The organism is Halomonas sp. XH26 (genome assembly GCF_024138895.1).
GTDB classification, from domain to species: Bacteria; Pseudomonadota; Gammaproteobacteria; order Pseudomonadales; family Halomonadaceae; genus Vreelandella; species Vreelandella alkaliphila.
Genome location: NZ_CP071889.1, coordinates 3,729,700 through 3,753,315, shown reverse-complemented (window position 1 = coordinate 3,753,315; position 23,616 = coordinate 3,729,700). Strand labels below are relative to the sequence as shown.

Below are 23,616 nucleotides of genomic sequence, written 5' to 3'. Positions count from 1 at the left end.
ATGTCCGAAATCACTGATTTTTCAGGCAAAGCCTAAGTAGCTACGTTAGTTTTGTGCGGTGAGGGTTCTATGCGTCTTAAATTTTATTGTCAGAATCGAATCGGCATTCTTCGCGATATAGTGGCCCAGTTTGCTGACTACCGAATTAATGTCGCGCGGGGCGAAGTCGGGGGCGAGCAGGGCAATACCATCTATTTGCATGTCCCGAAGTTGCTTAATGCCCAGCTGAGTACGCTTAAGCCGGCACTGGAAGCTATCCCAGGCGTTTTTGGCGTCAAACGCGCGAGCTTGATGCCCAGCGAGCGTCGTCATTTGGAGTTGGATGCATTGCTGTCTTCGCTTTCTGACCCCGTTATGTCGATAGATATGCAGGGCCGCATTGTAGCGGCCAACCGTATCGCCGTTCAGGTATTGGGGGTGCGCGTTCAAGAAGTACCCGGGCTATCGCTGGATCGCTACCTTGACGAAGTCGACCTTCCCGAGGTGATTCGCCGCAACAACTCACGTATCAATGGGCTGCGGATCAAGCTGAAAGGCGATACCTATCTCGCCGATATTGCGCCACTGCACACCGAAGACACCAAGGTGGATTCATTAGCCGGGGCGGTGGTGACATTGCATCGTGCCGACCGTATTGGGGCACGTATTTATCAGGTGCAGCGCCAGGAACTGCGTGGCTTTGAGGCCATCTTTCAGTCGAGTTCGCGATTGGCCGCCGTGATCAATGAGGCGCGGCGTATGGCGCCACTGGATGCCCCGTTGCTGATTGTAGGAGAAACGGGGACTGGGAAAGAACTGGTCGCCAGAGCCTGCCATTTGGCAAGCCATCGCGGGCAAGCGCCGTTTGTGGTGCTCAACTGTGCTGGGCTGCCAGAATCAATGGCCGAGACAGAGCTTTTCGGTTACGCGCCCGGTGCTTTTGAAGGCGCTCGGCCAGAAGGAAAACTTGGCCTTCTGGAGCTTAACGAAGGCGGCACCGTGTTTCTCGATGAAGTCGGTGAAATGAGCCCACGTCTGCAGACAAAACTGTTGCGTTTTCTTCAGGATGGCGGCTTCCGGCGTGTGGGTAGCGACGAGGAAACCTTCCTGGATGTCCGGGTGATCTGTGCCACTCAACAGAACCTGCCGCAGTTATGTAGTGAAGGGCTGTTTCGGCTGGATCTTTATCACCGACTTAATGTGCTGTTGCTACAGGTCCCTCCCTTACGTGAATGTTTGGATGGTATCGAGGAGTTGGCTGCCTATGTGCTTGATCGTGCGGCGCGTCAGATAGGCTGCCCTTTGCCTGAACTTTCACCTGCTGCGTTGGAAAAAATCATCCGCTACGACTGGCCGGGCAATGTGCGTCAGTTGGAAAATGTGTTGTTCCAGGCGGTGTCGCTATGTGAAGAGAAAGCCATTCAGCCGGTGCATTTGCGTCTTCCTCACAGTGAAGTATCGCCTGAGCTGGCGGGTATTCCATTAGAGGGAAGCTTGAGCGACATGTTAGGCGAGGTGGAAAAGAATATCTTGAGTACGCTGTATCAGCAGCATCCCTCCAGCCGCCAGTTAGGCAAGCGGTTGGGTGTTTCCCACACAACCATTGCGAATAAACTCAAGCGTTACGGTATTGGTGCTCAAGATTGCACTTGAAACCGTACCTGGAACAGCACGTTAAGCCGTATTCAAGGCTCTACTTAAGCAAAATCTTAAAAAAGTACGTATAGTAGGTGAATTAACTGTCACGATTTGTTTACAGTTTGTCAGCAAAATACAACGGCAAGACACCACTCTTCGGCATTTTTTTCTGGGTGTAACGATTACTTTACAGTTTTATGCCGCTTCCGCGGGTAGCGCCTCGCCGAATGCGATTTAACCCCATTCCTGCCCTATGGCTATCTCCATAGACTCTTTATAGATTGCTCTTTATGACTGATTGACCGCAGTTGGTTGGCTTTTATAGGCAGTTAATCGCTCTTAAGTAGCTGTTCTAGCTGCTCATAATAAATAGCCTAAAAAACAATATAAATTTATAAGGTTTCCCAATGACAACGACAAATACGCCCCCCAAAACGCTGTGGCTGGGCCGCTGGGGGTTTGTGCTGGCAGCCACTGGCTCTGCAGTGGGCCTGGGTAATATCTGGAAGTTTCCTTACATCACTGGCGAGTTCGGGGGTGGCGCTTTTGTGCTGGTCTATTTGGCCTGCATATTGGCAGTAGGTGTTCCTATCATGATGGCTGAAATCAGCTTTGGGCGTCGCGGTAGGGGTAGCCCGATTGATGCTATCCGTCGAGTGGTACATGAGTCAGGGCGCGGCAGTTTCTGGTCGATCTTCGGCTGGATGGCCATGCTGTGTGGTTTCATGATTCTGTCGTTCTACGTGGTCGTCGCTGGCTGGTCATTTTCCTATCTGTGGAAAATGCTGAGCGGCGGACTGGCCGGTAATAGCGTCGATGATATGGCAGCAATTTTTGCCGCTAATAATGCCAACCCTTTCACGTTAGGCGCCTGGAGCACGCTAGTGACGGTGCTAACCATGTTCATCGTCGGTAAGGGCGTACAAGCAGGTATTGAAAAGAGTGTCAGTTGGATGATGCCAGGCATGGTGATCATGCTGGGCATACTGATTGGCTACGGTGCTTTTTCTGGTGGCTTTGCCGAAGCTTGGTCTTTTCTGTTTTCTTTTAATGCCGAAGGGTTAAGCAGTGAAGGGCTCTTAGCGGCACTGGGGCATGCCTTCTTTACCTTGTCGCTCGCGTCTGGTGCCATTCTTACCTACGGTTCTTACCTGCCAGAAGGGCACTCCATTGCGCGCACGACATTCAGTGTGGCCATTGCTGATACCGTTGTCGCGCTGATGGCAGGCTTGGCTATTTTCCCGATTATTTTCGCTAACGGAATGAATCCCGGCCAAGGGCCAGGGTTGATCTTTATGAGCTTGCCCCTGGCCTTCCAAGCAATGCCGTTTGGTACGTTGTTTGGCGTCCTGTTCTTTGTGATGCTGTCGATGGCCGCGCTTACGTCGTCGATTTCAATGATCGAAGCGACAGTGGCCTGGCTAGTTGCAAGCAAAGGGATGACGCGCAAACGGGCATCCTGGGGTGTGGGCATCGTGCTGTGGTTGGTAAGCACCTTGGCAATGCTGTCTTTCAATATGGGCGCGGATTGGACGGTGGCAGGCCGCACTTTCTTCGATTGGCTGGATTACCTGACCTCCCGTTGGATGATGCCATTAGGCGGTTTAGGTACGGCACTGATGGCAGGCTTCCTGCTGCGTACTGAGCTATTTAGAGAGGAGCTAGGGCTCTCCCGTACCCAACACACGCTGTGGCTGTTTATGGTGCGTTACGTCAGCCCGTTAGGCATCGTGTTAATTTTCATCGATGCGCTGGGCCTTGCCACTCTTCAAGTAGGCACTCAGTGGCCGTGGCTGCTAGCCCTGCTGGTGGTTATTACCGTGGTGGGAGAGTTAGCTAGCCCACGACTGCGGCATCAGGCTTCCTGAAGCAACTCGTTAGAATAAGACATTAAGAAGAGTCATCAAAGCGCTCTCATCGATAGTCGGTGGGAGCGCTTTGCGTTAGAGAGATACGTTGCTGGTATGTTAATCAACACGCTTCACTGTGCCGCTAAGGCATCAAAGGCATTGGCGTTAGGGCATAAGCGGCGGCACTCATCAAGCTCGGCACTTGCCCGCATCGCTTTCCAACAATCGCCAACGGCTGCGCAAGCGTTGCAGGTGTCACGCAGTGTACGATAGTCGGCATGCTTCATCAGAACATTCCCATGAAGCTTACTCTCTTTAAGGCGCTGCATCATAACTGGCATTAAGGTTTTGGCTGGGCTGAAATGAGCGGGTTGGCCTGCTGCTAGCTGCCTTGCCACTGCCTGCTCAAAGCGTGGCTCTAGCGGTCTTTCCAGGTCGTTGATAAGTGCATCATAGCTAGCGCCTGCTTGCTGGTTTATGTTGCGGGCTAACGTCGCGGTTGATGCTGTATAGCAGCGCTCTGTGAGGCGGCCCCACCAAGAGGTGGTATCTGTATGCTGGGCAGTATCCATGGTCATTCTCCCTCGGCGGTTCTTGATGATGACATCAGTATCAACCGACGAGAGATAAACTATCTTGACGCGGATCAAGTTGGTTTCAAGTGAAACAGAGATGCGGGAGGAGGGAGTGGAGGGAAGTGATAGAAAAGTAGCTGCTTATAGGGCGTCATCATAATGTGAGTGCTGCTCTCGCCGCCGATTATACGGCCGCGGCGAGAGCACCTAATCTAGCGGCTCAGTGACTAACAACACTCGCTTCGATACGCTCTTCGGCCGCTGCATTGACTAACTGTTCATGAAAGAAGGCAAGTGCGGCAGGCGCATCAACACCACGACTCTTTATCGACTCACTCCAGGCATCTTGTAAGTTGCTAGCAACGCCCCTCAGGTAATCAATGTCTTGTTCCGATGCTTGGGTAAAGGTTGCGCCATTTTCTTCACCAAATTCAACGCCGCGCTGGTCGGAAACATCCATCATGTAGCCAAACAAGCGTGAAAGCCGCTCACCCGATACGCTTTCAATCGCCGCGCGGTCTTCGTCCGACACTTGGTCCCAGAACATCGGGTTCATAACAATCGCAAAGCTGCCGCGATAGAAACCGCCGTCTACGGTAAGGGTGTGCGGGGCAACTTCAGCCACACGGAAGCTGCGTAAGCTCTCAAGCGTTAGCATCGCACCGTCGACAACGCCCTGGGATGCCGCTTCGTAGGTGCCTGTGGGCGGAATGGAGACACCGGTTACCGACATTGCCTCGGCTAAGCCACTCATCACTCCGCCGCCCACGCGCAGCCGTTTGCCAGCAAGCTCATCAATAGAGCTTATTTGGTCACGGGTAAATATTTGCCCTGGCCCATGCACGCCCATCGCAACGACATCAACACCACGGTGCTCATTGGCTTGCTGCAAATACTCTTGGTGGGTATGCCAATAGGCAGCGGAAGCATCTTCTGAAGAGAACTCCTCAAAGGTGGGGAATTCAGGTAGCTGCGTGGCTAGAAAACGACCCGCCATATGGGCGTGAAAAATCCAGCTGGCGTCTGCAATACCATCAGCAACGATCTCCATTTGTGCGGGAGGAGGCCCCATATCGTGTACTACTTCTACCGTGACACGGTCATCAGTGGCTTCTTCAATCCACGCCTTCCAGGTCGGCCAAACAATGGTATTAATCCCGTGATTCGGCCCACCCCACGTGCTCACGGTGATCGTTGCCTGGGCAAATGAAGACATGCTGAACGCCATGCTGGAAAGCGCGATCGCACCCACGAGTAAGCGAGCTGGTTGTTTCATGCGGAAGCTCCAAAACGACGTTATTAACGTCTGTGTTGTTATTGGTAACGCCTAACACCGAGCAAGTGGCGCCTTCTCAGGAGGCGTAAATCACAACGCTTACCTTGCCTTTAGATAGTTTCAATAGCAACTAATTTAAAGTTGGTTGAGTTGATACTTAAGTCTTAATTTTGAAGTTTTGGAGGCTCGTTCTAACGGGCAGTAAGGCTTGGTGGTCTCAATCGGCTGATTCAACGAATCGGGATAGCGGTCTCTTCTTTGATATTACGCAGCACGAAATTGGAGCTGACCTGGGAAATGCCCTCCAAGGTGAAGAGTTTTTCATTCAGAAATCGGTCGTAAGCCGCCATATCCTCGATCACTACTCGCAATACGAAATCGGCGTTGCCGGTGGTGGCATAGCACTGCAGCACTTCTGGATATTGCAGAATGCGATTTTCGAACTCGACGGTATTGTCGATGTGGTGGCGAACCAACGTCACCATGACCAGTGCCGACAGTGGTTGGCCCACTAGGCTGGGTTCTACCAACGCTGCAAAGCGGCGGATAACGCCACTCTCCTCCAGGGCTTTTACGCGTCGCCAACAGGCCGCGGGGGAGAGCCCGATCTGTTCGGCGAGTTCATTGTTGGTAATACGCCCCTGTTGCTGAAGCAGGGTAAGAATGCGCTGATCATGCCTGTCTAAGGTGATTTCTTTGGTTACTTCTTTCATGGTGCCATTTCATTTATTTGTGGTTTGTTGAATATCATTGCGTCAAAACTAAAAAAATGAAAGTAATGATTAATAACCAGACGTTTGAAGAGTTAATTAGCAAGCACCTTTAGTGCGCTCTTGGCTAGACTCAGATGTATTACAACCATAACTCTTCAACCGTACTGGTGAACTCTCATGACAACCCCCTCAATTGCTGAGCAGGCGGGTTCTATTACCCAGCCTCTCGAGATCGCACTTGATAATTATCAGCTGGCCGACCGCTATAGCCGAGGCGAAGGCCGTATTTTTCTTACTGGCACCCAAGCCTTGGTACGCATCGCCTTACGTCAGGCGGAGCTTGATCGCCATAATGGCCGCCAGACGGCAGGACTTATCAGTGGCTATCGTGGCTCGCCCTTAGGCGGTGTGGACCAAGAAATTTGGCGGGCGAAAGCCGCTATGGAAGCGCATCACATCGATTTTGTCCCTGCGATCAACGAAGACCTGGCCGCTACCATGATGCTGGGTTGCCAACAGGTAGAGACAGATCCTGAGCGGCAAGTCGAAGGCGTCTTCGGCATGTGGTATGGCAAAGGGCCAGGTGTTGACCGCGCGGGCGACGCGTTAAAGCACGGTAATGCCTACGGTAGCTCACCGACGGGTGGTGTGCTGGTGGTCGCGGGCGATGATCATGGGTGTGTATCGTCCTCCATGCCACACCAGTCGGATGTCGCCTTTATGGCCTGGTTTATGCCGGTCGTAAGCCCTGCCTCATTGGCGGAATATGAACGCTTTGGGCTATGGGGCTATGCACTTTCACGCTTCTCTGGTTGCTGGGTGGGGTTCAAAGCCGTTTCCGAAACCGTAGAAAGTGGCGCATCGGTGGACGTGCCACCTTTGCCGGAATATGTAACGCCGGATTTCGAAATGCCGGAAGGCGGGCTGCACTACCGCTGGCCTGACCTGCCGGGACCGCAGCTTGAGACCCGCCTTGAGCACAAGCTGGCCGCCGTTCAGGCGTTTGCCACCGCTAACCCGATTGATCAGTATTTATTTCGCCAAGAACAGGCGACATTTGGGCTGGTTACCACAGGCAAGGGCCACCTGGATTTACTTGAGGCGCTGCGTTTGTTGGGGCTGGATGAAGCGAAGCTGCGTGAATTGGGGGTGGAAATATACAAGGTCGGGATGGTGTGGCCGCTCCATCGCCCCGGCATTCTTGAGTTTATTCATGGCAAGCGCGAAGTGCTGGTCATTGAAGAGAAGCGCGGCATTATTGAAAGTCAGCTTAAAGAGTACATGTCCGAACCCGACCATCCTGGTGAGGTCATCGTGACCGGCAAGCAGGATGAAACCGGCAAGCCCTTGATTCCCTTTGTTGGGGAGCTGGGCCCGCGTCTCTTGGCAGGCTTTGTCGCCGAGCGTCTCGCGCGCTTTTTCAACATTGATTTTAGCGACAAACTGGCAACCGTTGACGCTTGCCAAGCCGGCGTTAAGGAGCTTGGTGGTGTGCGCCGCATGCCGTATTTCTGCTCGGGTTGCCCACACAATAGCTCGACCAAGGTGCCGGAGGGCAGTAAAGCCCTGGCGGGCATCGGCTGTCATTTTATGGCGTCGTGGATGGGCCGCAGCACCGAATCTTTAATTCAGATGGGCGGCGAAGGCGTTAACTGGGTGGGCAAGAGCCGCTTTACCGGCAACGGCCATATTTTCCAGAACTTAGGCGAAGGCACCTGGTTTCACTCGGGCTCAATGGCGGTTCGTCAGGCAGTGGCTGCTAACGTCAATATTACCTATAAAATCCTGTTCAACGACGCGGTTGCCATGACGGGCGGTCAACCCGTGGATGGGCAAATCAACGTGCCGATGATCGCCCGGCAATCGCTGGATGAAGGTGTTCGTCGGGTAGTGGTGGTCAGTGATGAACCCGAAAAATACCGTGGGCATGAAAAGGAGTTTCCTAAGCAGGTAACCTTCCACGGGCGCGAAGAGATGGACACGCTGCAGCGTGAACTGCGCGAAATTCCTGGCTGCACCGTGTTGATTTATGACCAGGCATGCGCGGCTGAAAAACGCCGTCGGCGCAAGCGTGGTTTAATGGAAGACCCCGCCCGCCGGGTGTTCATTAACCATCATGTTTGCGAAGGTTGTGGTGATTGTTCTGTACAGTCCAACTGTTTATCGGTGGTGCCTCGCGAGACCGAACTAGGTCGTAAGCGCAAAATCGATCAGTCGTCCTGCAACAAGGATATGTCCTGCGTCAGTGGCTTTTGCCCCAGTTTTGTCACTGTTGAAGGCGGCGGGCTGCGTAAAGGCCAAGGCGTCACCGCAGATAATGCCTTTTGGCAACGTATAGCGCATTTGCCTAACCCTGCCATTGCCACTTTGACAGCCCCTTATGACTTACTGGTGGGGGGCGTTGGTGGCACAGGCGTGGTGACCGTTGGGCAACTGATCACCATGGCAGCACACCTGGAAGGCAAGGGCAGCAGCGTGCTCGACTTTATGGGGTTTGCGCAAAAAGGCGGGGCAGTCCTTAGCTATGTGCGTCTGGCATCACAGCCTAGCGAGCTGAATCAGGTCCGTATCGAAGCCGGTCAGGCCGATGCGATGATCGCTTGCGATATGGTCGTGGCGAGTTCGCAGAAAGCACTGAATGTGCTGCAGCCGACCACGCGTATCGTGGCGAATCTGGCCGAGCTAGCCACGGCGGATTATGTCCTTTATCGCGATGCGGATATGCAGCCCAGTAAGCGCCTTAACATGTTGCGTGAAGCGGTAGGAGATGAACGCTTTGCTTCCCTGGATGCCAATCGCCTAGCCGAACAGCTGCTAGGCGATACGGTGTTTTCCAATATGATGATGCTGGGATTTGCCTGGCAGCAGGGGCTGGTGCCGCTTTCTGAACCTGCGCTGCAGCGTGCTTTGGAACTTAACGGCGTCGCTGTGGAGAAGAACCGGCAGGCATTTGCCTGGGGCCGCTTGGCAGCGGTGGAGCCCGACTACCTTCAGCAGCATTTGGACACGATGCCCCTGTCCGCGAATGCTACACTGGACGACGTGATAGCGCGTAATAGTCGCCACCTGGAGCGCTATCAGAACCGTGCCTGGGCTGAGCGTTACGTTACCCAAGTAGCGAAAGTGCGTGAGGCCGAAGCAGCACTATACGGTGGCCAATCGTTGAGTGAAGCCGTCGCCCATCAGCTCTATCGTTTGATGGCGTATAAAGATGAGTATGAAGTGGCGCGCCTTTATACCCAGAGCGATTTTCTGGATGAGGTCAAAGCGACGTTCTCGGGAGATTACCAGCTAACCTTCCATTTGGCACCGCCGCTGCTGGGTGGTCGTAAAGATGCGCAAGGGCGTCCGGTGAAGCGCCGCTTCGGACCCTGGGTGCTGAAGGCAATGGGCGCGCTGGCCAAGATGCGCGGTTTGCGCAACACGGCGCTTGACCCTTTCCGCTTCAGCGCTGATCGTAAGCTCGACCGCGCTTTATTGGCTGGCTACGAGCAGTTGATTGATGAGTTAGTGGCCCGTCTTGATGGTACGAATCACGCCACGGCCTTAACGCTTGCTAAGCTGCCAGAAGAGATTCGTGGTTTCGGACCAGTCCGCGAAGCTGCCGCTGAGAAAGCCAACGAGCGCCGCGAGACGTTGTTGAAGGAGCTACGTGAAGGTCGCTCGAAGACCATCGCTGTCGAAGCTGCTTGAGGCAACTCAATATAGGTAAAAAAGGCCACGCAATGCGTGGCCTTTTGCTAGGTAGCGATACATTTGATTCAACTACGTCTCTTTTCGGCGGCGTACCAGCAGCCAGTGGCTTAGTAAGGCGAGCAGCCCCATCAGCCCAATCGTCAAGGCCATGGTGCGCGAGCTGCCGTCGTGGAATTGCCCGACTAATCCACCTACCACAGCGGCAATCGTCATTTGCAGAAAACCAAACAAAGAAGACGCTGCGCCTGCACATTGGGGGTTGGGCGCCAGTGCACCGGCCATTGTTTGTGGCATCAAAATGCCTACTCCCAGCATGAACACCATATGCGGCCCCACCACCGCCCACGGATGATGAACGCCAACGGTGGCCAAGCCCGCCATGACGACGCCCCCAGTTGCGCAGATTACGCTGCCCAAAGTAACGAGGCGATCACGACCTAGGCGGTGGCTATAGCGGCCGCTGACCAGCGTGCCGAAGAAGAAGCCCGCGACAATCAGCGTGAACAGCACGCCATACAACGTGGGCGCGACACCCAGGTACTCGATGAGGACAAAAGATGAGCCAGAAAGGTACGCGAATAGCCCGGAGAACGCGGCCGCATTCACCAAGGTGTAGCCGATAAAGGCACGCTGAGTCAGTAGTAAGCGGAAGTTAGCCAGTACTGTTTTCGGGTGGATCGATTGCCGTCGCTCCTTCGCCAACGGCTCGGGTAGCATAAATATCAGCACCGCCAGCATCACTGCCGCGTAGAGCGCCAGCACCACGAACACCGATTCCCAGCCAAAAAACAGCAGTAACCCTGCACCCACCACAGGGGCCAGAGCAGGGGCGAGGGCCATCGTGCTTGCCATATAGGAGAGAATGCGCCCAGCCTCGATAGGGCCATGAATATCACGCACCGATGCCCGTGCTAATACCGGTCCAGCAGCACCGCCGAAGGCCTGTAGGAAGCGGCCTACCAGCAACCACTCGACGCTAGGCGCCCAGGCGCAGAGTAGGCTCGCAGCGAGAAACAGCGATAACCCTGCGATCATCACCGGGCGGCGGCCAAAGCGATCAGAGATTGGCCCGCACACTAGTTGGGCCAGAGCGAATCCAGCCATATAGAGGCTAAGGGTCAGCTGTATTCGGTCTGGGCCAGTATTCAGCGCTTCTGCCATCGCGGGCATGGCTGGCAAATACATATCCGTCGCCAGCGGGCCGAGTGCAGTCACCGCGGCCAGTGCCACTACGGTGGCGGTAGAGGGCAGCTTTAGCACCCCTTAACTCCTTTTGGTTGGATGTGATGCCCCTTCGGACACGAGTCGGGCGCCTTCCCGAGTGGAAAGACGCCCGCTTATGTTAGCCTGCTTAGTATAGCTTAATAGTATCGCTTTATTGGGCTTGGCTTCAGCTTAGTTGGCGTCAGGCTGTGCTCCGGGGGCGGCTTTTTCGAAGGCTGGCAGCGAACGACAATTGGCAGCGATACGCTGGATCGTCGGGTAGGCTGACAAATCGCACTCGAAGCGTTCTGCGTTATACACCTGGGGAATCAGGCAGATATCCGCAAGCGTTGGGGTGTCGCCATGGCAAAAGTCGCCGCTGCTGGGGTCAGTAGAGAGCGTCGCTTCCAGGGCTGCGAAGCCCTCGGTAATCCAGTGGCGATACCAGGCTAACTTGGCCGCCTCATCCACCCCCAGTTCACTGACGAGATACTTGAGCACCCGCAGGTTGTTGAGTGGGTGAATCTCGCAAGCCACCGACAGGGCAAGCGCACGAACCCTTGCGCGCGCTAAGGCATCAGCCGGTAGCAGCGAAGGCTTGGGGTGTATCTCATCGAGATACTCGCAGATCGCCAGCGACTGGTTAACTACTGAGCTATCGTCCAGTACCAGGCTAGGCACCATCCCCTGAGGGTTGCGAGTTAGATGCTCGCCACCCCGCTGCTCGCCTTTCACCAAATTGACCGGAACCTGATCGTAGTCCAGGCCTTTCAGGTTTAAGGCGATCCGCACCCGGTAAGCAGCCGACGAGCGGAAATAGCCGTAGAGCGTCGTCATGTTGCCTTCCTTATGTTGTCTTTCTCATATTGCTTTTATTTGGGCTGGTACTTTACGACTTGCTGATCGATGGTACCGAATAGGTTGTTGCCATCGCGGTCAAACATCTCGATGCGTACCCGGTCACCAAAGCGCATAAAGGGGGTTTTCACCTGGCCGTACAGTATCTGCTCGACCATGCGCACTTCGGCCAAGCAGCTATAGCCTACGCCACCGTCAGCCACTGGCTTTCCAGGGCCGCCGTCGGGATCTGGGTTGGAAACCGTGCCAGAGCCAATCACAGCGCCCGCGCCGAGGTGGCGGGTTTTAGCCGCATGGGCAACCAACTGTGGGAAGCTGAAAATCATATCTGGCCCGGCTTCTGGCTCGCCAAACTTCTCGTCATTCAGGTGCACGGTCAGCGGCAGGTGCACTTTGCCTTCTTGCCAAGCATCGCCTAGTTCATCTGGGGTCACCGCGATGGGCGAAAAAGCAGAGGCAGGCTTGGCTTGGAAAAAGCCGAAGCCCTTCGCCAGTTCGCCTGGAATCAGGCCGCGCAGGCTGACATCGTTAACCAGCATTATTAGTTTAATGTGCTTGGCGGCTTCCTCGGGGGTGACAGCCATCGGCACGTCATCGGTAATGACCGCAATCTCACCTTCAAAGTCGATGCCATGCTCTTCACTCACCGCCTCGATATCTTCGGTGGGCGCCAGGAAGCAGTCGCTACCGCCCTGGTACATAAGCGGATCGGTCCAGAAGGTTTCGGGCATCTCGGCATTACGCGCCTGACGTACCAGCTGGACATGGTTCAGATAGGCGGAGCCGTCGGCCCACTGATAGGCACGCGGTAACGGGGAGTGCAGGGCACACTGGTCAAGCTCAAAGGCACCTTCGACATCACCACTATTCAGTTGTGCGTAGCGTTCTTCGAGTTGAGGGCTAACGGCTTCCCAGCTTTCAAGGGCCGCCTGAAGCGTGGGAGCAATATCAACAGCGCTCACCGCGTGTGAGAGGTCACGGGAGACGATGATAAGTTCGCCGTCGCGGCCTTTGTTAAGTGTTGCAAGTTTCATGGGCATTCAATCCTTGTCGTCAGGGGGCGATAAGTTTTAGGGCTGGTTTGGGTTGAAGTGCGAACGCAGCGTTGACCAAACATCCACATAGTCACGTTGGCGGAAGTCAGCATCCAGAGCCGCAGGGGTTGGGTGGAAGAAGTAGCGGCTTTCAAACATGAAGGCCAGCGTATCCCCCAGGAACTGTGGCTTCAGCTCAGCGTTGGAAGCTTTCTCAAATGTTTCAGCATCCGGGCCGTGTGGTGACATTGAATTGTGCAGGCTAGCACCACCTGGAGTGAAGCCTTCCGCTTTCGCATCGTATTCGCCATGAATAAGCCCCATAAACTCGCTCATCAGGTTGCGATGGAACCAGGGCGGCCTGAAGGTGTTCTCGGCAACCATCCAGCGCGGCGGGAAGATCACAAAATCAAGATTGGCCATTCCCGGCGTATCGGAGGGGGACGTCAAGACGGTGAAGATTGACGGATCCGGGTGGTCGAAGCTCACTGTATTGATGGTGTTGAAGTTGGCGAGATTATATTTATACGGCGCGCAGTTACCGTGCCACGCCACCACATCTAACGGCGAATGGTTGAGCTTTGTTTCCCAGAAACGACCAGAGAACTTAGCCACTAAGCGGTAGTCACCTTCCAGGTCTTCATAAGCCGCTACTGGGCTTTGGAAGTCACGCGGGTTGGCTAAACCGTTAGCCCCGATGGGGCCGAGGCCGGGCAGTTCTAGAGGGCTGCCGTAGTTCTCACAAATATACCCCCGCGCAGCGTCAACACCCTGTGCTTTACGCACTTGGAACTTCACACCGCGAGGAATAACGGCAATCTCACCGTTATCGATCTCGAGTTCACCAAACTCGGTGCGTAGACGAATAGCCCCCATCTGCGGAACGAAGAGCAGTTCCCCGTCAGCGTTGTAGAAAAACCGCTCGGTCATGTCTTTATTGAATGTATAGACATGTACGCCCACGCCAGCTTGGGTTCCCGCATCCCCGTTGACTGCAATGGTAAACAAGCCATCGATAAAATCAGTCGGTGCATCCGGTATCGAAACGGGATCCCAGCGCATTTGGTTAGGGTCCGCTGCGGGCTTGTCTAGCGGGGCTGTGTGTACGTTGTTATTTTCCAGTGGCTGATACGCGCTCTGAACAACCGAAGGGCGAATGCGGTAAAGCCAGCTACGAAAGTTTTGATGCCGGGGCGCAGTGAATGCTGAACCAGTGAGTTGTTCTGCGTATAAGCCGTAAGCGCACTTTTGCGGTGAGTTTTGCCCAATCGGCAGTGCACTCGGCAGCGCTTCGCTTGAAAAGTGATTATGAAAGCCATTTTGATACTTCAATTGTTCAGTCATTGTTAAGACCCGCTTTGTTTGAACGTTACTTAAATAAAGCTATCTTTTTATAGACCTATCTTTTTATAGATCTAAGACGCGGCGATTAATCGCCATCACCAACCGCATGAGAAATCGCTTCTTCAAGCACGGTTTGGTCGCCGATATGATTAGCCAGTAACAGGATCAGGCGCGCATTGATGCGCTCGCTCTCTGCCTCGCTGCGGTCGCGATGTAGCGCGGTGAGCGCAGCGTAAAAGGCGTCTGGATCAGTGAAATTGGGGTTCAGTTCAAGCCTTTGCATGGCAACTTTCCTGGAAAGTAGTGTCAGCGGCACCCGCAAGATAAACGCCCAGCGCGCGGTATAATGCGTCTTCAACCTGGTGGGCAGTGATAGCGTGCCAGCGAGCAGCAATGTGCTGGTCAGGACGGATAAGGTATCCACCACCAGCTTTCAGGCCGTAGCGTTGCGTCACTAACCCTTCAACATCATCCACGACGGTAGTGCGCGGTAACGTGCTAAGCACATGTGGCGTGGGGCCAACGATCACTAGGTTTACATCAAGGCAGCGGTCTAGCAGGACACCCAGGTCTTTGAATAATGTGGCGGCATGCTCATCCTCAACGCGGCCGTCAAGCAGTAACGTAAAGTCATTACCAAACTGATTGAGTAGCCAGGCGTTCTGTTCGCCCAATCGAATAGGCGCGTCTTTGGTTGGGCTGCCAGGGCGCACCTCGCTTGGGCCACCATCAGCATCGGGCGTATTAAGCGGTGAGCTGTCATAGCGACACGGCATGGAAAGGCGGCCGCTGTTGACTAGGCTGCGTGCGAAGGCATGTTTCTCCGCCAGTTCCAACGTCACATCGCGGAATACTTGGCTGATATGGCTCTTCGGGGTAATAAAGTCAGTGGCACGGGTAGAATTAAGCAGGTTTTCTGCCGCGCCGTGCTGGCGCTCGGTGTTATACGTGGACAATAGTACTTTCGGCGCCTGGGCTTTGAGAACGCGAGCCAGTTTCCAGGCTAAGTTTTCCACGCCCTGCAGGGCGCCGTTGGCACCTCTGGCACCAAAGGGTGATACCTGATGAGCGGCGTCGCCCATAAATATCACACTGTGATGAATAAAGTTATCCATCTTCCGGCAGCGGAAGGTATAGACACTGGCCCACTCAAGCTCAAACTCCACATCCTGGCCAAGCATTGCCTGCACGCGCGGGCGAATGTTCTCTTCTTTCTTTTCTTCTTCCGGGTCAGCATCCCAGCCTAGCTGGAAATCGATACGCCACACATTGTCGGGTTCTTTGTGTAGTAGTACTGATTGATTGGGGTGGAAGGGTGGGTCAAACCAAAACCAGCGCTCTGTCGGGAAGTCGGCCTTCATCACCACATCAGCAATCAGGAAGCGGTCTTGGAATACCTGGCCTTTGCTCTCAAGGCCCAACATGTCGCGGATGCGGCTGTTGGCGCCATCCGAGACAAGAAGGTAGTCACAGGTCAACTGGTAATCACCATCCTGAGTCGAGACTGTGAGGGCAGTGCTGTCAGGCTGCGCATCGACATCAATGACCTTATGTTTCCAGCGAAGATCAATTTGCTCGGCAAAGTCGTGGGCGCGGTTGACCAGAAACTCTTCAAAGTAATACTGCTGCAAGTTGATAAAGGCGGGAATGCGGTGGCCATCTTCTGGCAGCAGGTTGAAGTCATAGACCTCACGATCCTGAAAGAAAACGCGGCCATGTTGCCAAGTGACGCCTTTTTCAAGCATCGGCTCGACGCACCCTAAGCGGTCAATAATTTCCAGTGATCGCTTGGCAAAACATAGCGCTCGCGACCCCACGCTAACGGTGTTGTTATCGTCCAGGACAATTGAGTGAATGCCCTGCTTAGCCAGATCGATGGCGGCAGCGAGGCCGCTAGGTCCGGCACCGACAATCACTACTGGGTAATGGCGAACACCTTGAACATCAAGTTCAGACGGGCGTCGGTAAGGATAGACAGGATTTTTATAGGTTGTTGGCATCTATTGCTCCCCTACAGCGTCGGGTGCATTACACCCGACAGCTGGGCATGATCAGTGGGTGTCTCTAGTAAGCACTTACTGATTTTCGACGGCGTCCTGCAGGGAGTGCCACATAGCGGTATCGCGCTCTGCCGTCCAGATACGTGGATCAGGGTATTCGCCACCTGCTTCGTCATAGCAGCGAGTAATATCGAAAGGCACACAGTGATCGAAGATGACCCAGTGGCCATACTTCGGTTTCAGAACCGCGTAGGTCTCTGCGTAGCACTCGGAGAGTGATTTACCCGCCGCCTTACCGGCTTTGACGCTTCCATACATATCATTCAAGAAGTCGCGGGTGCCTTGAATGGCTTCCTGGCACTGTTCGGCAGTTTGCAGCGCATCGCCACGGCCGGGAACGAGCTTCTGGGGCTGCATGGCCTGTAAGCGATCAAGTGTTGTAGGCCAGTCCTCATGGTAAGCATCGCCGGTGTATGGGGTAGCGCCATACTCAACGAGGTCACCGGCAAACATCACTTTTTCTTTCGGTAACCAGACGATGGTGTCGCCCTTGGTGTGTCCGCGGCCCAGGTGGATGATCTGTACCTCGCGCTCACCCATGAAGACGGTCAGTTTTTCCTGGAAGACAGTAGTTGGCCAGGTTAAACCAGGGACAGAATCGACCCCTTTGAACAGGCGCGGGAAGCGGCCAACCTCGGATTCATAGTCTTGCTGGCCACGCTCGACAATTAGGTCATAGGTATTCTGGCTTGCGTAGATATTCTCAGCGTTATATGCAGAAGCCCCAAGTACACGCACCGCATGGTAGTGGCTCATGACCACATGCTTAATCGGTAGGTCAGTTACCTCGCGGATACGGCGGATAACGTCCTGGGCCATGATGGGGGTTGCCTGGGTGTCGATGACCATTACGCTGTCATCGCCAATCACTATGCCCGTATTGGGGTCACCTTCGGCCGTGTAAGCATAGAGCCCCTCTGCCAGCTTGGTGAAACTGATCTGTTTCTCTTCGGTATCGGCATGGGACGCGAATTTCTTACTCATGGTATCTCCGGTGCTAACAGGGTGGTTCAGGTGTTTATTGGAATGTTGTATACCAGGAGGATAGTTTCTAATGAAACTAAATGTCCAGCACTCCATAGGCGGGCCAGTCGTCCTTATGCATGAATTAGACAATAACTCTCAATAAATCAGATGATTATTGCAAGATAATACCTAAGTATAATAATTAAAATCGGCAAATTAGTTGCAAGAGAGAGCATCTGTCGGCACTGTTTTGGCTTATTCTGACAGGGCTTGCCCTGAGCGTTGGCAACCTAACGCTGATGACATTTTTGTTTGATAAAGGCGAGTAAACGGTGAGTCGTTTTATTCGAAACAGCGTTATTGGATGGAGCTAAGAGGACTCTCTTCCTCAAGGTGGTCAGTATGATAGGCACGTTGCTGGTGCCCATATTCCCAGCTATGGTGCTGATTTTTATCATCACCACCCCTGATTAAACGGTGGCTCTAGGAGAAACACAATGACGATGGATAAAGCCGCAAGCGATGCGCCTCAGGAGTCTTCAGCCAGGGCAGAGCTGGATCTCAACCAATTTTTACCCTATCAGCTTAACCGCTTAGCTGACCGCATCAGTCAGGCGTTAGAGAAGCTATATGCCGAGTCTTATGAGCTCAATATTGCCCAGTGGCGTGTACTTGCGTGGCTTAGCCACTGTGATGATTTAACCGCTAAGAAGGTGTGTGCCTACACCAATATGGATAAGGCACGCGTGTCTCGGGCTATTCAGTCGCTGGAAGAACGTGGACTGATAAGCCGCATGCCATCCCAGCAAGACCAGCGACTGCATGACTTACATCTGACAGATGCAGGGCAAGAGCTGCTTAATAAGTTAGTACCTGAAGCTCAGGCGTGGGAAGCCGATCTGGTATCGACCCTAAGCGTTGGCGAATATCGTGACTTGCTCAATACCATGCGCAAGCTTGAGCGCCAGTTGGAGAGAATTGGTTAAAAGCGAGACACAGGAAAGACCAGCCAAGATAGTAGAAAGTGCCCATATTCCGTCAGAGGCGTGTCATTGATATCAATAATGATGTGATTTTTGTAACAAAAGATGGGCTCTAAATGATCTTCTAATAGCCGTTGGTAATGACTTAGGAAGGCGGCCATTTTTTATATAACTATTTGTAAATTAGTAATTATATCAAGATTAATACTTAAGTATTAACATCTATTAGTCGATGGGTCGTTGCATGATCCACGTATCTGCAGGCATTGTGATAAATAACGTGATTCACTAGATTTGTAAAAGATAAAAATAAAGTATCATGTTTTGTGCTTCCACTTCGTGACGACCAGAGGAAAGAAAAGTGAATAAAACAACAAACCTGATGATTGGCGCTATCGCCGCTGCAACGCTGAGCACCACCGCCTTGGCGCAAACGACAATCACCGTGAGTACCTGGGCGGGCCCTAATCACGGCATTAACACCATCGTCTGGCCAACCTGGAAAGCGTGGATTGAAGAAGCGACAGAAGGCCGCGTAACCGTAGACGTGATACATGATATGGGGCCCCCAGCGTCACAAATGGAGATGGTCGCTGATGGCATCGCTGATGCTACCTGGGTTTTCCACGGCTATAACACTGGCCGCTTTCAGTTAACCAAGCTGCCGGAGTTTCCCACCTTTCAAGAGTTCTCATCTGAAAATGCCTCCAGTGCCTATTGGCATACGCATCAAGAGTACCTGGAAGCCGCTGGTGAACACCGTGGTGTAGATGTTGTTGCTGCCGGTGTCCACGGTCCTGGCTGGATCTTCAGCAGCGAACAGTATGAAACCTTAGAAGACCTTAAAGGTAAGCGCATTCGCGTTGGCGGTGGCGTGATGGGGGATCTCTCCAACGCCCTAGAGTTAACCGGTGTAGCCTTGCCGCCCACAGGTGTTTATGAAGCGGGCTCTCAGGGCGTCATCGACGGGGCCATGCTTGTTCCTGAAGGGCTGCGTAGCTTCCGTGTCGCAGAGATTTTCCCCTACACCCTCAAAGTAGATGGCGGCTTCTATCGCGGTAGTTTCACCATCGTCGTCAACCCGATGATCTGGGATGAAATGTCGCCAGAAGATCGTGAGGCCGTTGAATCCGTCTCAGGTGAGCGCTTATCGCGTCTGTTCGGCTACATGATGGATGTGTCGGATGTCCGTGGCGTCGACTTTGCCGAAGAGCTTGGCCATACCTTTACTGAACTCGGTGACGAAGATCTCAATACACTGAAAAGCATGAGTGACAGCATGATCGCTGAGTGGGCGGAGTCTGTTTCAGAAAACCGCAATGTGGATGCGATGGCCGCCATCGAGTTCTATCGCGAACAGCTTAACGCTGCAGCGGAAGAAGAGAGTGTTAGCAGCCTAGTGCCAGATGAATTAGTACCAGACGACGCAAAGTAAATCCCCATTGGCGCTAGATGGAGAGTGACCATGCAAACCCAAATGGCACGTGCTACGCGCGTTAGTCGGGTTCTGCAGCTGACATTAGAGGGGGTGGCTGGCGCTACCCTCTTTGGCATGATGCTGTTGACCACTGCTGACGTAGGCGGCCGCTACTTTTTTAATTCCCCCATTCTAGGGGCTGTTGAATTAACCCAGCTAATGCTGGCGGCATTGGTATTTCTCTCGCTGCCAGTCGTTTGTTGGCGTCAAGAGCATGTCAGTGTTGATCTGCTCGATGCGGTATTTCCTGCAAAACTTATCTGGCTACGTGAAGTGATCGTTAACCTGATAGTGACGGCAGCTTTGTGGTTGATGGCGCAGCGTGTATGGGCGCTGGCAGAGCGTGCCTTCTCATGGGGAGATGTGACGGAGTTTCTGCGCATACCGCGGGGCTACCTGATCGGACTGATTGCTATCATGCTCGCGCTTTCAGCACTACTGACCCTTATACGAGCCGGTTTCTATTTGCTTGAGGGGCTTAAGGTAATCGAAAAAGGTGGCCCATTGAGTATAGGAGAGCCCCATGACTGAAGCGTTGTACGGTTTCGCAGTATTGTTAATACTTGTGTTCCTGCGTGTGCCACTGGCGTTCGCGATGGGGATCGTTGGTTTCGCCGGGTTCTATCTATTAACGGGTAACTGGAATGCTGCTGAAGCAATGGCGGCGCGCCGGGTAGTAGACACCGCCATGGATTATGGCCTGTCGGTGATTCCATTATTCATTCTAATGGGTAACTTTGTTTCTCATGCAGGCCTGTCCGATGCCTTGTTTCGAGCATCAAATGGTTTCCTAGGTCACCGTAAGGGTGGTCAGGCAATGGCGACAATTGTCGCTTGCGGTGGTTTTAGCGCGATATGCGGATCGAGCTTAGCGACGTGTGCCACCATGGGCCGAGTCGCCATGCCGCAAATGCGCAAATATGGCTATAAGGATTCACTGGCTGCCGCTTCCATCGCGGCGGGTGGCACCTTGGGTATCTTGATACCACCCAGCGTCATGCTGGTGATTTATGGGATCCTGACCGAAACCAGTATCCGCGAGCTTTTTGCCGCTGGCTTTATCCCCGGCATTCTTGGCATCTTTCTTTATATTGGTGCCATCAAGTGGGTGCTTTGGCGCGACCCCACCGCTGGCCCTGCGGCAGAGAAAGTGCCATGGCCAGAACGGATCAAGGCGCTAAAAAGCGTAGGCAGTACGCTAGCACTGTTTGTACTGGTGATTGGCGGTATTTACCTCGGGGTGTTTACGCCCACTGAGGCGGCCGGTATCGGTGCAATGGGCGCTTTCTTAATCGCGCTAATGCGTCGGGCACTGACCCCACAAGTGTTAATGAACGTGTTAATGGACACCGTGCGCACCACCGCGATGCTGTTTGCCGTGGTACTAACGGCGCTGATTTTCGCCAACTTCATCAACCGTGCGGGGCTGCCTGGCGACCTGCTAGCACTGGTTAATGGCCTGAATGTGGCGCCTTTTGTGGTCATCCTGGTGATTATCGCGATCTATGTCGTACTGGGCTGTGTGTTCGAAAGTATGTCGATGCTGCTGCTCACCGTACCGGTATTTTTCCCGGTAGTGGCGGGGCTGGGTTATGACTTGGTATGGTTTGGCATTCTGGTCGTTATCGTTATTGAGATTAGCCTGATAACACCTCCCGTCGGTATGAACGTGTTCGTATTGCGAGCCGTATTGCCGGACGTATCCACAGGCACAATCTTCCGTGGCGTCACCCCTTTCTGGGTTGCGGGTACCATACGTGCGTTGTTGGTGCTTATCTTCCCCGCCATCGTGCTGTTCCTACCACGACTGATGTATTAAAACGCTTTTATTAACTTTCGTACGATACAAAAAGATGACAGGGCGTTTGCCCTGTCATCTTTTTTGCCTTGCTTTTATGTCTGGCTATTAGGCTGAGCCGTTACTGGCGCTTTGCGACCAGCGTTAGAATGTCATAGCTGGCGACCAGCTCATCATGCTGATTGGTCACCGCCACGTCCCACATCACCACGCCTTGCGGGTGGCCGTCAGGAGATGCCCGGCCCTGGTCAATCTTACGCTTACAGGTGAGGCGGGCGCGGATGGTGTCGCCAACCAGCACAGGCGTAATAAAGCGCAGCGTATCCAGGCCGTAGTTAGCTAATACGGGACCTTCACCTGGGTAAACGAACAAGCCAGCGGCTGCCGACAGTACAAAGTAGCCGTGGGCAATGCGTTGGCCAAATTGGGTCTCTTTCGCGGCAATATCGTCGAAGTGCATGTAAAAGTGGTCGCCGGACAGGCAGCCAAAATTGACGATGTCGGCTTCAGTGACGGTGCGGCGGTGGGTTAACAGCGACTCGCCAACCTGCAGGTCATCGAAATGGCGGCGGAACGGGTGGATATCGTTCTCGATCACCTTCGCGCCACGCACATACTCCCCTGTGACGGCCGCGAGCATGGTCGGAGAGCCCTGAATGGCGGTGCGTTGTAGGTAATGGTGAACAGCACGAATACCGCCGAGCTCTTCGCCGCCGCCTGCGCGGCCGGGGCCGCCATGCTTGAGCATCGGTAGCGGAGAGCCGTGACCAGTGGACTCCTTGGCTGCCTGGGCATCCAGAATCTGCAAGCGGCCATGCTGGGCGGCCAGCACGGGGATCATTTTGGCAGCAATGGCGGGGTCTTTGGTGGTCAGCGTGGTTACTAGGCTGCCCTTGCCTTTGGCGGCGATGGTTAAAGCTTCGTCGATGCCGTTGTAGGGCATTAGCGTCGCGACGGGACCGAAAGCTTCGATGTCGTGCGCACCACCGTCGCTCAGTGGGTTGCGGTTGATCAGTAAGTGAGGAGAGATGAACGCGCCGTTTTCCACCTCCTGGCCGACAGGTTTGAAGCTGCCGTCTCTGCCAAAGACGCACTCACTAGTTTCTAACAGCTGTTCGATCGCATGATTCACGTCTCTCAACTGGTCACGGGAAGAGAGTGCGCCCATGCGCACGCCTTCTTGATGAGGATCACCGACTACGATGTTGGCAAGGCGCGCCGTGATTGTGTCTGCCAATGCATCGAGATGCTCGGTAGGCACTAAAATTCGGCGGATCGCGGTGCATTTCTGGCCTGACTTGGCGGTCATCTCCTTGACCACTTCTTTGGCAAAAATCTCGAACTCTTCGTCTTCAGGACTTACATCTGGCGCCATAATGGCGCTGTTGAGCGAGTCCGCCTCGGCGTTAAACGGAATGCTCTTGGCCATGATGTTAGGGTGGCTTTTCAGCATTAGGGCAGTGCTTGCCGAGCCGGTAAAGGTGACAAAGTCCTGCTCTTCCAGGTGGTCGAGTAGGTCACCGGCTCCACCGATCACTAGTTGCAGCGCACCTTCCGGCAGCAGGCCAGAATCGTTGATGACGCGTACGGCTGCTTCGGTTAAGTAGCTCGTCGCCGTTGCCGGTTTGAAGATACACGGCATGCCTGCCAGAAAGGCGGGCGCGAACTTCTCCAACATACCCCAGATAGGGAAGTTGAACGCATTAATATGCACCGAGACGCCGCGGCGGGGTACCAGAATGTGGGTGCCGTTGAAGTGGTTCTCTTTGCCTAATTGGGTCACTGGGCCTTCGTGGGCCACATTGCCTGAGGGCAGTTCCTTGCGGCCCGTGGAAGCGTAGGTAAACAGGGTGCCGAAACCGCCGTCGATGTCGATCCAGGAGTCGGCCTTGGTGCAGCCGGTGTGGTGAGAGATGGCATAGAGCTCACGCTTACGCTCTTGGATATAGGCGGCCAGCGCCTTAAGAATGGCGGCCCGCTGCTGAAAATCCAGCGCCAGAATGTTCTTCACGCCGGTGTTGCGGGCGTACGCCACCGCTTCGCGGAAATTGATCTCTTCTTGGTGAGTATGCGCAACGGTGGTGCCGTTGATGGCGCTGATAAGGGCTTTGGACTCGGTTTGTCCGAGCCACTGGCCTGCGATGTAACTTTGCAAAACTGGCATTG

The 23,616-nt window shown here is 54.0% G+C and carries 18 protein-coding genes; 7 read left to right on the top strand and 11 right to left on the bottom strand.

All coding sequences use genetic code 11. The annotated features are described in order from the left end of the window. The first annotated feature begins 69 nt into the window (after nt 1–69). Together J4377_RS17145 and J4377_RS17140 are read left to right on the top strand one after the other, a co-directional pair. The gene (locus J4377_RS17145; protein WP_253486222.1) at nt 70–1,632 is read left to right on the top strand and encodes a sigma-54-dependent transcriptional regulator; all 1,563 of its coding nucleotides are present in this window, start codon (nt 70–72) and stop codon (nt 1,630–1,632) included. Nucleotides 1,633–2,024: 392 nt separating this feature from the next. Next, nucleotides 2,025–3,485 (top strand): sodium-dependent transporter, encoded by a 1,461-nt coding sequence (locus tag J4377_RS17140; RefSeq protein ID WP_038479146.1) that lies wholly within the window; start codon nt 2,025–2,027, stop codon nt 3,483–3,485. A 113-nt stretch (nt 3,486–3,598) separates the two neighbouring features. On the opposite strand, the gene J4377_RS17135 is transcribed toward J4377_RS17140, so the two are convergent. The 3 genes from J4377_RS17135 to J4377_RS17125 form a co-directional block, all read right to left on the bottom strand. After that, on the bottom strand, nt 3,599–4,039 hold the full coding sequence (locus tag J4377_RS17135; protein ID WP_253486221.1) for a hypothetical protein: 441 nt from the start codon (nt 4,037–4,039) through the stop codon (nt 3,599–3,601). 223 nt (nt 4,040–4,262) lie between these two features. Next, complete coding sequence (locus J4377_RS17130; protein WP_253486220.1) at nt 4,263–5,318, bottom strand: TRAP transporter substrate-binding protein; 1,056 nt, start codon at nt 5,316–5,318, stop codon at nt 4,263–4,265. Nucleotides 5,319–5,548: 230 nt separating this feature from the next. After that, the gene (locus J4377_RS17125; RefSeq protein WP_231657857.1) at nt 5,549–6,031 is read right to left on the bottom strand and encodes an Lrp/AsnC family transcriptional regulator; all 483 of its coding nucleotides are present in this window, start codon (nt 6,029–6,031) and stop codon (nt 5,549–5,551) included. A gap of 177 nt (nt 6,032–6,208) precedes the next feature. Here J4377_RS17125 and J4377_RS17120 point away from each other — a divergent pair, with 177 nt between their 5' ends. Further along, nucleotides 6,209–9,724, top strand: coding sequence for an indolepyruvate ferredoxin oxidoreductase family protein (locus J4377_RS17120; RefSeq protein ID WP_253486219.1), 3,516 nt, complete (start codon nt 6,209–6,211; stop codon nt 9,722–9,724). A gap of 72 nt (nt 9,725–9,796) precedes the next feature. On the opposite strand, the gene J4377_RS17115 is transcribed toward J4377_RS17120, so the two are convergent. The 7 genes from J4377_RS17115 to J4377_RS17085 form a co-directional block, all read right to left on the bottom strand. Then, a complete protein-coding gene (locus tag J4377_RS17115; RefSeq protein WP_038479132.1) occupies nt 9,797–10,987 on the bottom strand; it encodes a multidrug effflux MFS transporter in 1,191 nt (396 codons plus the stop codon). 135 nt (nt 10,988–11,122) lie between these two features. Next, on the bottom strand, nt 11,123–11,767 hold the full coding sequence (gene maiA / locus J4377_RS17110; protein WP_253486218.1) for a maleylacetoacetate isomerase: 645 nt from the start codon (nt 11,765–11,767) through the stop codon (nt 11,123–11,125). Nucleotides 11,768–11,802: 35 nt separating this feature from the next. Next, the gene (locus J4377_RS17105; protein WP_253486217.1) at nt 11,803–12,822 is read right to left on the bottom strand and encodes a fumarylacetoacetate hydrolase family protein; all 1,020 of its coding nucleotides are present in this window, start codon (nt 12,820–12,822) and stop codon (nt 11,803–11,805) included. A gap of 36 nt (nt 12,823–12,858) precedes the next feature. Continuing rightward, the gene (hmgA, locus tag J4377_RS17100; RefSeq protein ID WP_253486216.1) at nt 12,859–14,166 is read right to left on the bottom strand and encodes a homogentisate 1,2-dioxygenase; all 1,308 of its coding nucleotides are present in this window, start codon (nt 14,164–14,166) and stop codon (nt 12,859–12,861) included. Between the two features lie 85 nt (nt 14,167–14,251). Next, a complete protein-coding gene (locus tag J4377_RS17095) occupies nt 14,252–14,449 on the bottom strand; it encodes a DUF2783 domain-containing protein (RefSeq protein WP_038479120.1) in 198 nt (65 codons plus the stop codon). Further along, nucleotides 14,436–16,166: an FAD-dependent oxidoreductase gene (locus tag J4377_RS17090; RefSeq protein ID WP_253486215.1), complete on the bottom strand. Its 1,731-nt coding sequence runs from the start codon at nt 16,164–16,166 to the stop codon at nt 14,436–14,438. Before J4377_RS17090 ends, J4377_RS17095 begins: the two co-directional genes overlap by 14 nt. Before the next feature lie 75 nt (nt 16,167–16,241). Next, entirely contained in the window at nt 16,242–17,210 is a 969-nt protein-coding gene (locus J4377_RS17085; protein ID WP_038479115.1) for an MBL fold metallo-hydrolase, read from the bottom strand. Between the two features lie 479 nt (nt 17,211–17,689). Between J4377_RS17085 and J4377_RS17080 the strand changes: the two genes are divergently transcribed. The 4 genes from J4377_RS17080 (at nt 17,690) to J4377_RS17065 (ending at nt 21,471) form a co-directional block, all read left to right on the top strand. Beyond that, nucleotides 17,690–18,178 carry a MarR family winged helix-turn-helix transcriptional regulator gene (locus J4377_RS17080; RefSeq protein WP_038479112.1) on the top strand — a complete coding sequence of 163 codons (489 nt, stop codon included), beginning with the start codon at nt 17,690–17,692 and terminating at the stop codon, nt 18,176–18,178. A gap of 358 nt (nt 18,179–18,536) precedes the next feature. Next, nucleotides 18,537–19,610: a TRAP transporter substrate-binding protein gene (locus J4377_RS17075; protein WP_083007541.1), complete on the top strand. Its 1,074-nt coding sequence runs from the start codon at nt 18,537–18,539 to the stop codon at nt 19,608–19,610. Between the two features lie 30 nt (nt 19,611–19,640). Beyond that, nucleotides 19,641–20,183, top strand: coding sequence for a TRAP transporter small permease (locus J4377_RS17070; RefSeq protein ID WP_038479106.1), 543 nt, complete (start codon nt 19,641–19,643; stop codon nt 20,181–20,183). Further along, complete coding sequence (locus J4377_RS17065; protein ID WP_038479103.1) at nt 20,176–21,471, top strand: TRAP transporter large permease; 1,296 nt, start codon at nt 20,176–20,178, stop codon at nt 21,469–21,471. Before J4377_RS17070 ends, J4377_RS17065 begins: the two co-directional genes overlap by 8 nt. A 100-nt stretch (nt 21,472–21,571) precedes the next feature. Here the strand turns inward: J4377_RS17065 and paaZ are convergent, their stop codons facing one another. Next, nucleotides 21,572–23,614, bottom strand: coding sequence for a phenylacetic acid degradation bifunctional protein PaaZ (paaZ, locus tag J4377_RS17060; RefSeq protein ID WP_253486214.1), 2,043 nt, complete (start codon nt 23,612–23,614; stop codon nt 21,572–21,574). Nucleotides 23,615–23,616: the final 2 nt, after the last annotated feature.

What these genes read in the sequence shown, in the direction of transcription:
- J4377_RS17125 (WP_231657857.1), bottom strand. Translation starts at nt 6,031, where the DNA reads ATGAAAGAAGTAACCAAAGAAATCACCTTAGACAGGCATGATCAGCGC.
- paaZ (WP_253486214.1), bottom strand. Translation starts at nt 23,614, where the DNA reads ATGCCAGTTTTGCAAAGTTACATCGCAGGCCAGTGGCTCGGACAAACC.
- J4377_RS17090 (WP_253486215.1), bottom strand. Translation starts at nt 16,166, where the DNA reads ATGCCAACAACCTATAAAAATCCTGTCTATCCTTACCGACGCCCGTCT.
- J4377_RS17095 (WP_038479120.1), bottom strand. Translation starts at nt 14,449, where the DNA reads ATGCAAAGGCTTGAACTGAACCCCAATTTCACTGATCCAGACGCCTTT.
- J4377_RS17085 (WP_038479115.1), bottom strand. Translation starts at nt 17,210, where the DNA reads ATGAGTAAGAAATTCGCGTCCCATGCCGATACCGAAGAGAAACAGATC.
- J4377_RS17145 (WP_253486222.1), top strand. Translation starts at nt 70, where the DNA reads ATGCGTCTTAAATTTTATTGTCAGAATCGAATCGGCATTCTTCGCGAT.
- J4377_RS17135 (WP_253486221.1), bottom strand. Translation starts at nt 4,039, where the DNA reads ATGGATACTGCCCAGCATACAGATACCACCTCTTGGTGGGGCCGCCTC.
- J4377_RS17120 (WP_253486219.1), top strand. Translation starts at nt 6,209, where the DNA reads ATGACAACCCCCTCAATTGCTGAGCAGGCGGGTTCTATTACCCAGCCT.
- J4377_RS17140 (WP_038479146.1), top strand. Translation starts at nt 2,025, where the DNA reads ATGACAACGACAAATACGCCCCCCAAAACGCTGTGGCTGGGCCGCTGG.
- maiA (WP_253486218.1), bottom strand. Translation starts at nt 11,767, where the DNA reads ATGACGACGCTCTACGGCTATTTCCGCTCGTCGGCTGCTTACCGGGTG.
- J4377_RS17130 (WP_253486220.1), bottom strand. Translation starts at nt 5,318, where the DNA reads ATGAAACAACCAGCTCGCTTACTCGTGGGTGCGATCGCGCTTTCCAGC.
- J4377_RS17080 (WP_038479112.1), top strand. Translation starts at nt 17,690, where the DNA reads ATGACGATGGATAAAGCCGCAAGCGATGCGCCTCAGGAGTCTTCAGCC.
- J4377_RS17065 (WP_038479103.1), top strand. Translation starts at nt 20,176, where the DNA reads ATGACTGAAGCGTTGTACGGTTTCGCAGTATTGTTAATACTTGTGTTC.
- J4377_RS17105 (WP_253486217.1), bottom strand. Translation starts at nt 12,822, where the DNA reads ATGAAACTTGCAACACTTAACAAAGGCCGCGACGGCGAACTTATCATC.
- hmgA (WP_253486216.1), bottom strand. Translation starts at nt 14,166, where the DNA reads ATGACTGAACAATTGAAGTATCAAAATGGCTTTCATAATCACTTTTCA.
- J4377_RS17070 (WP_038479106.1), top strand. Translation starts at nt 19,641, where the DNA reads ATGCAAACCCAAATGGCACGTGCTACGCGCGTTAGTCGGGTTCTGCAG.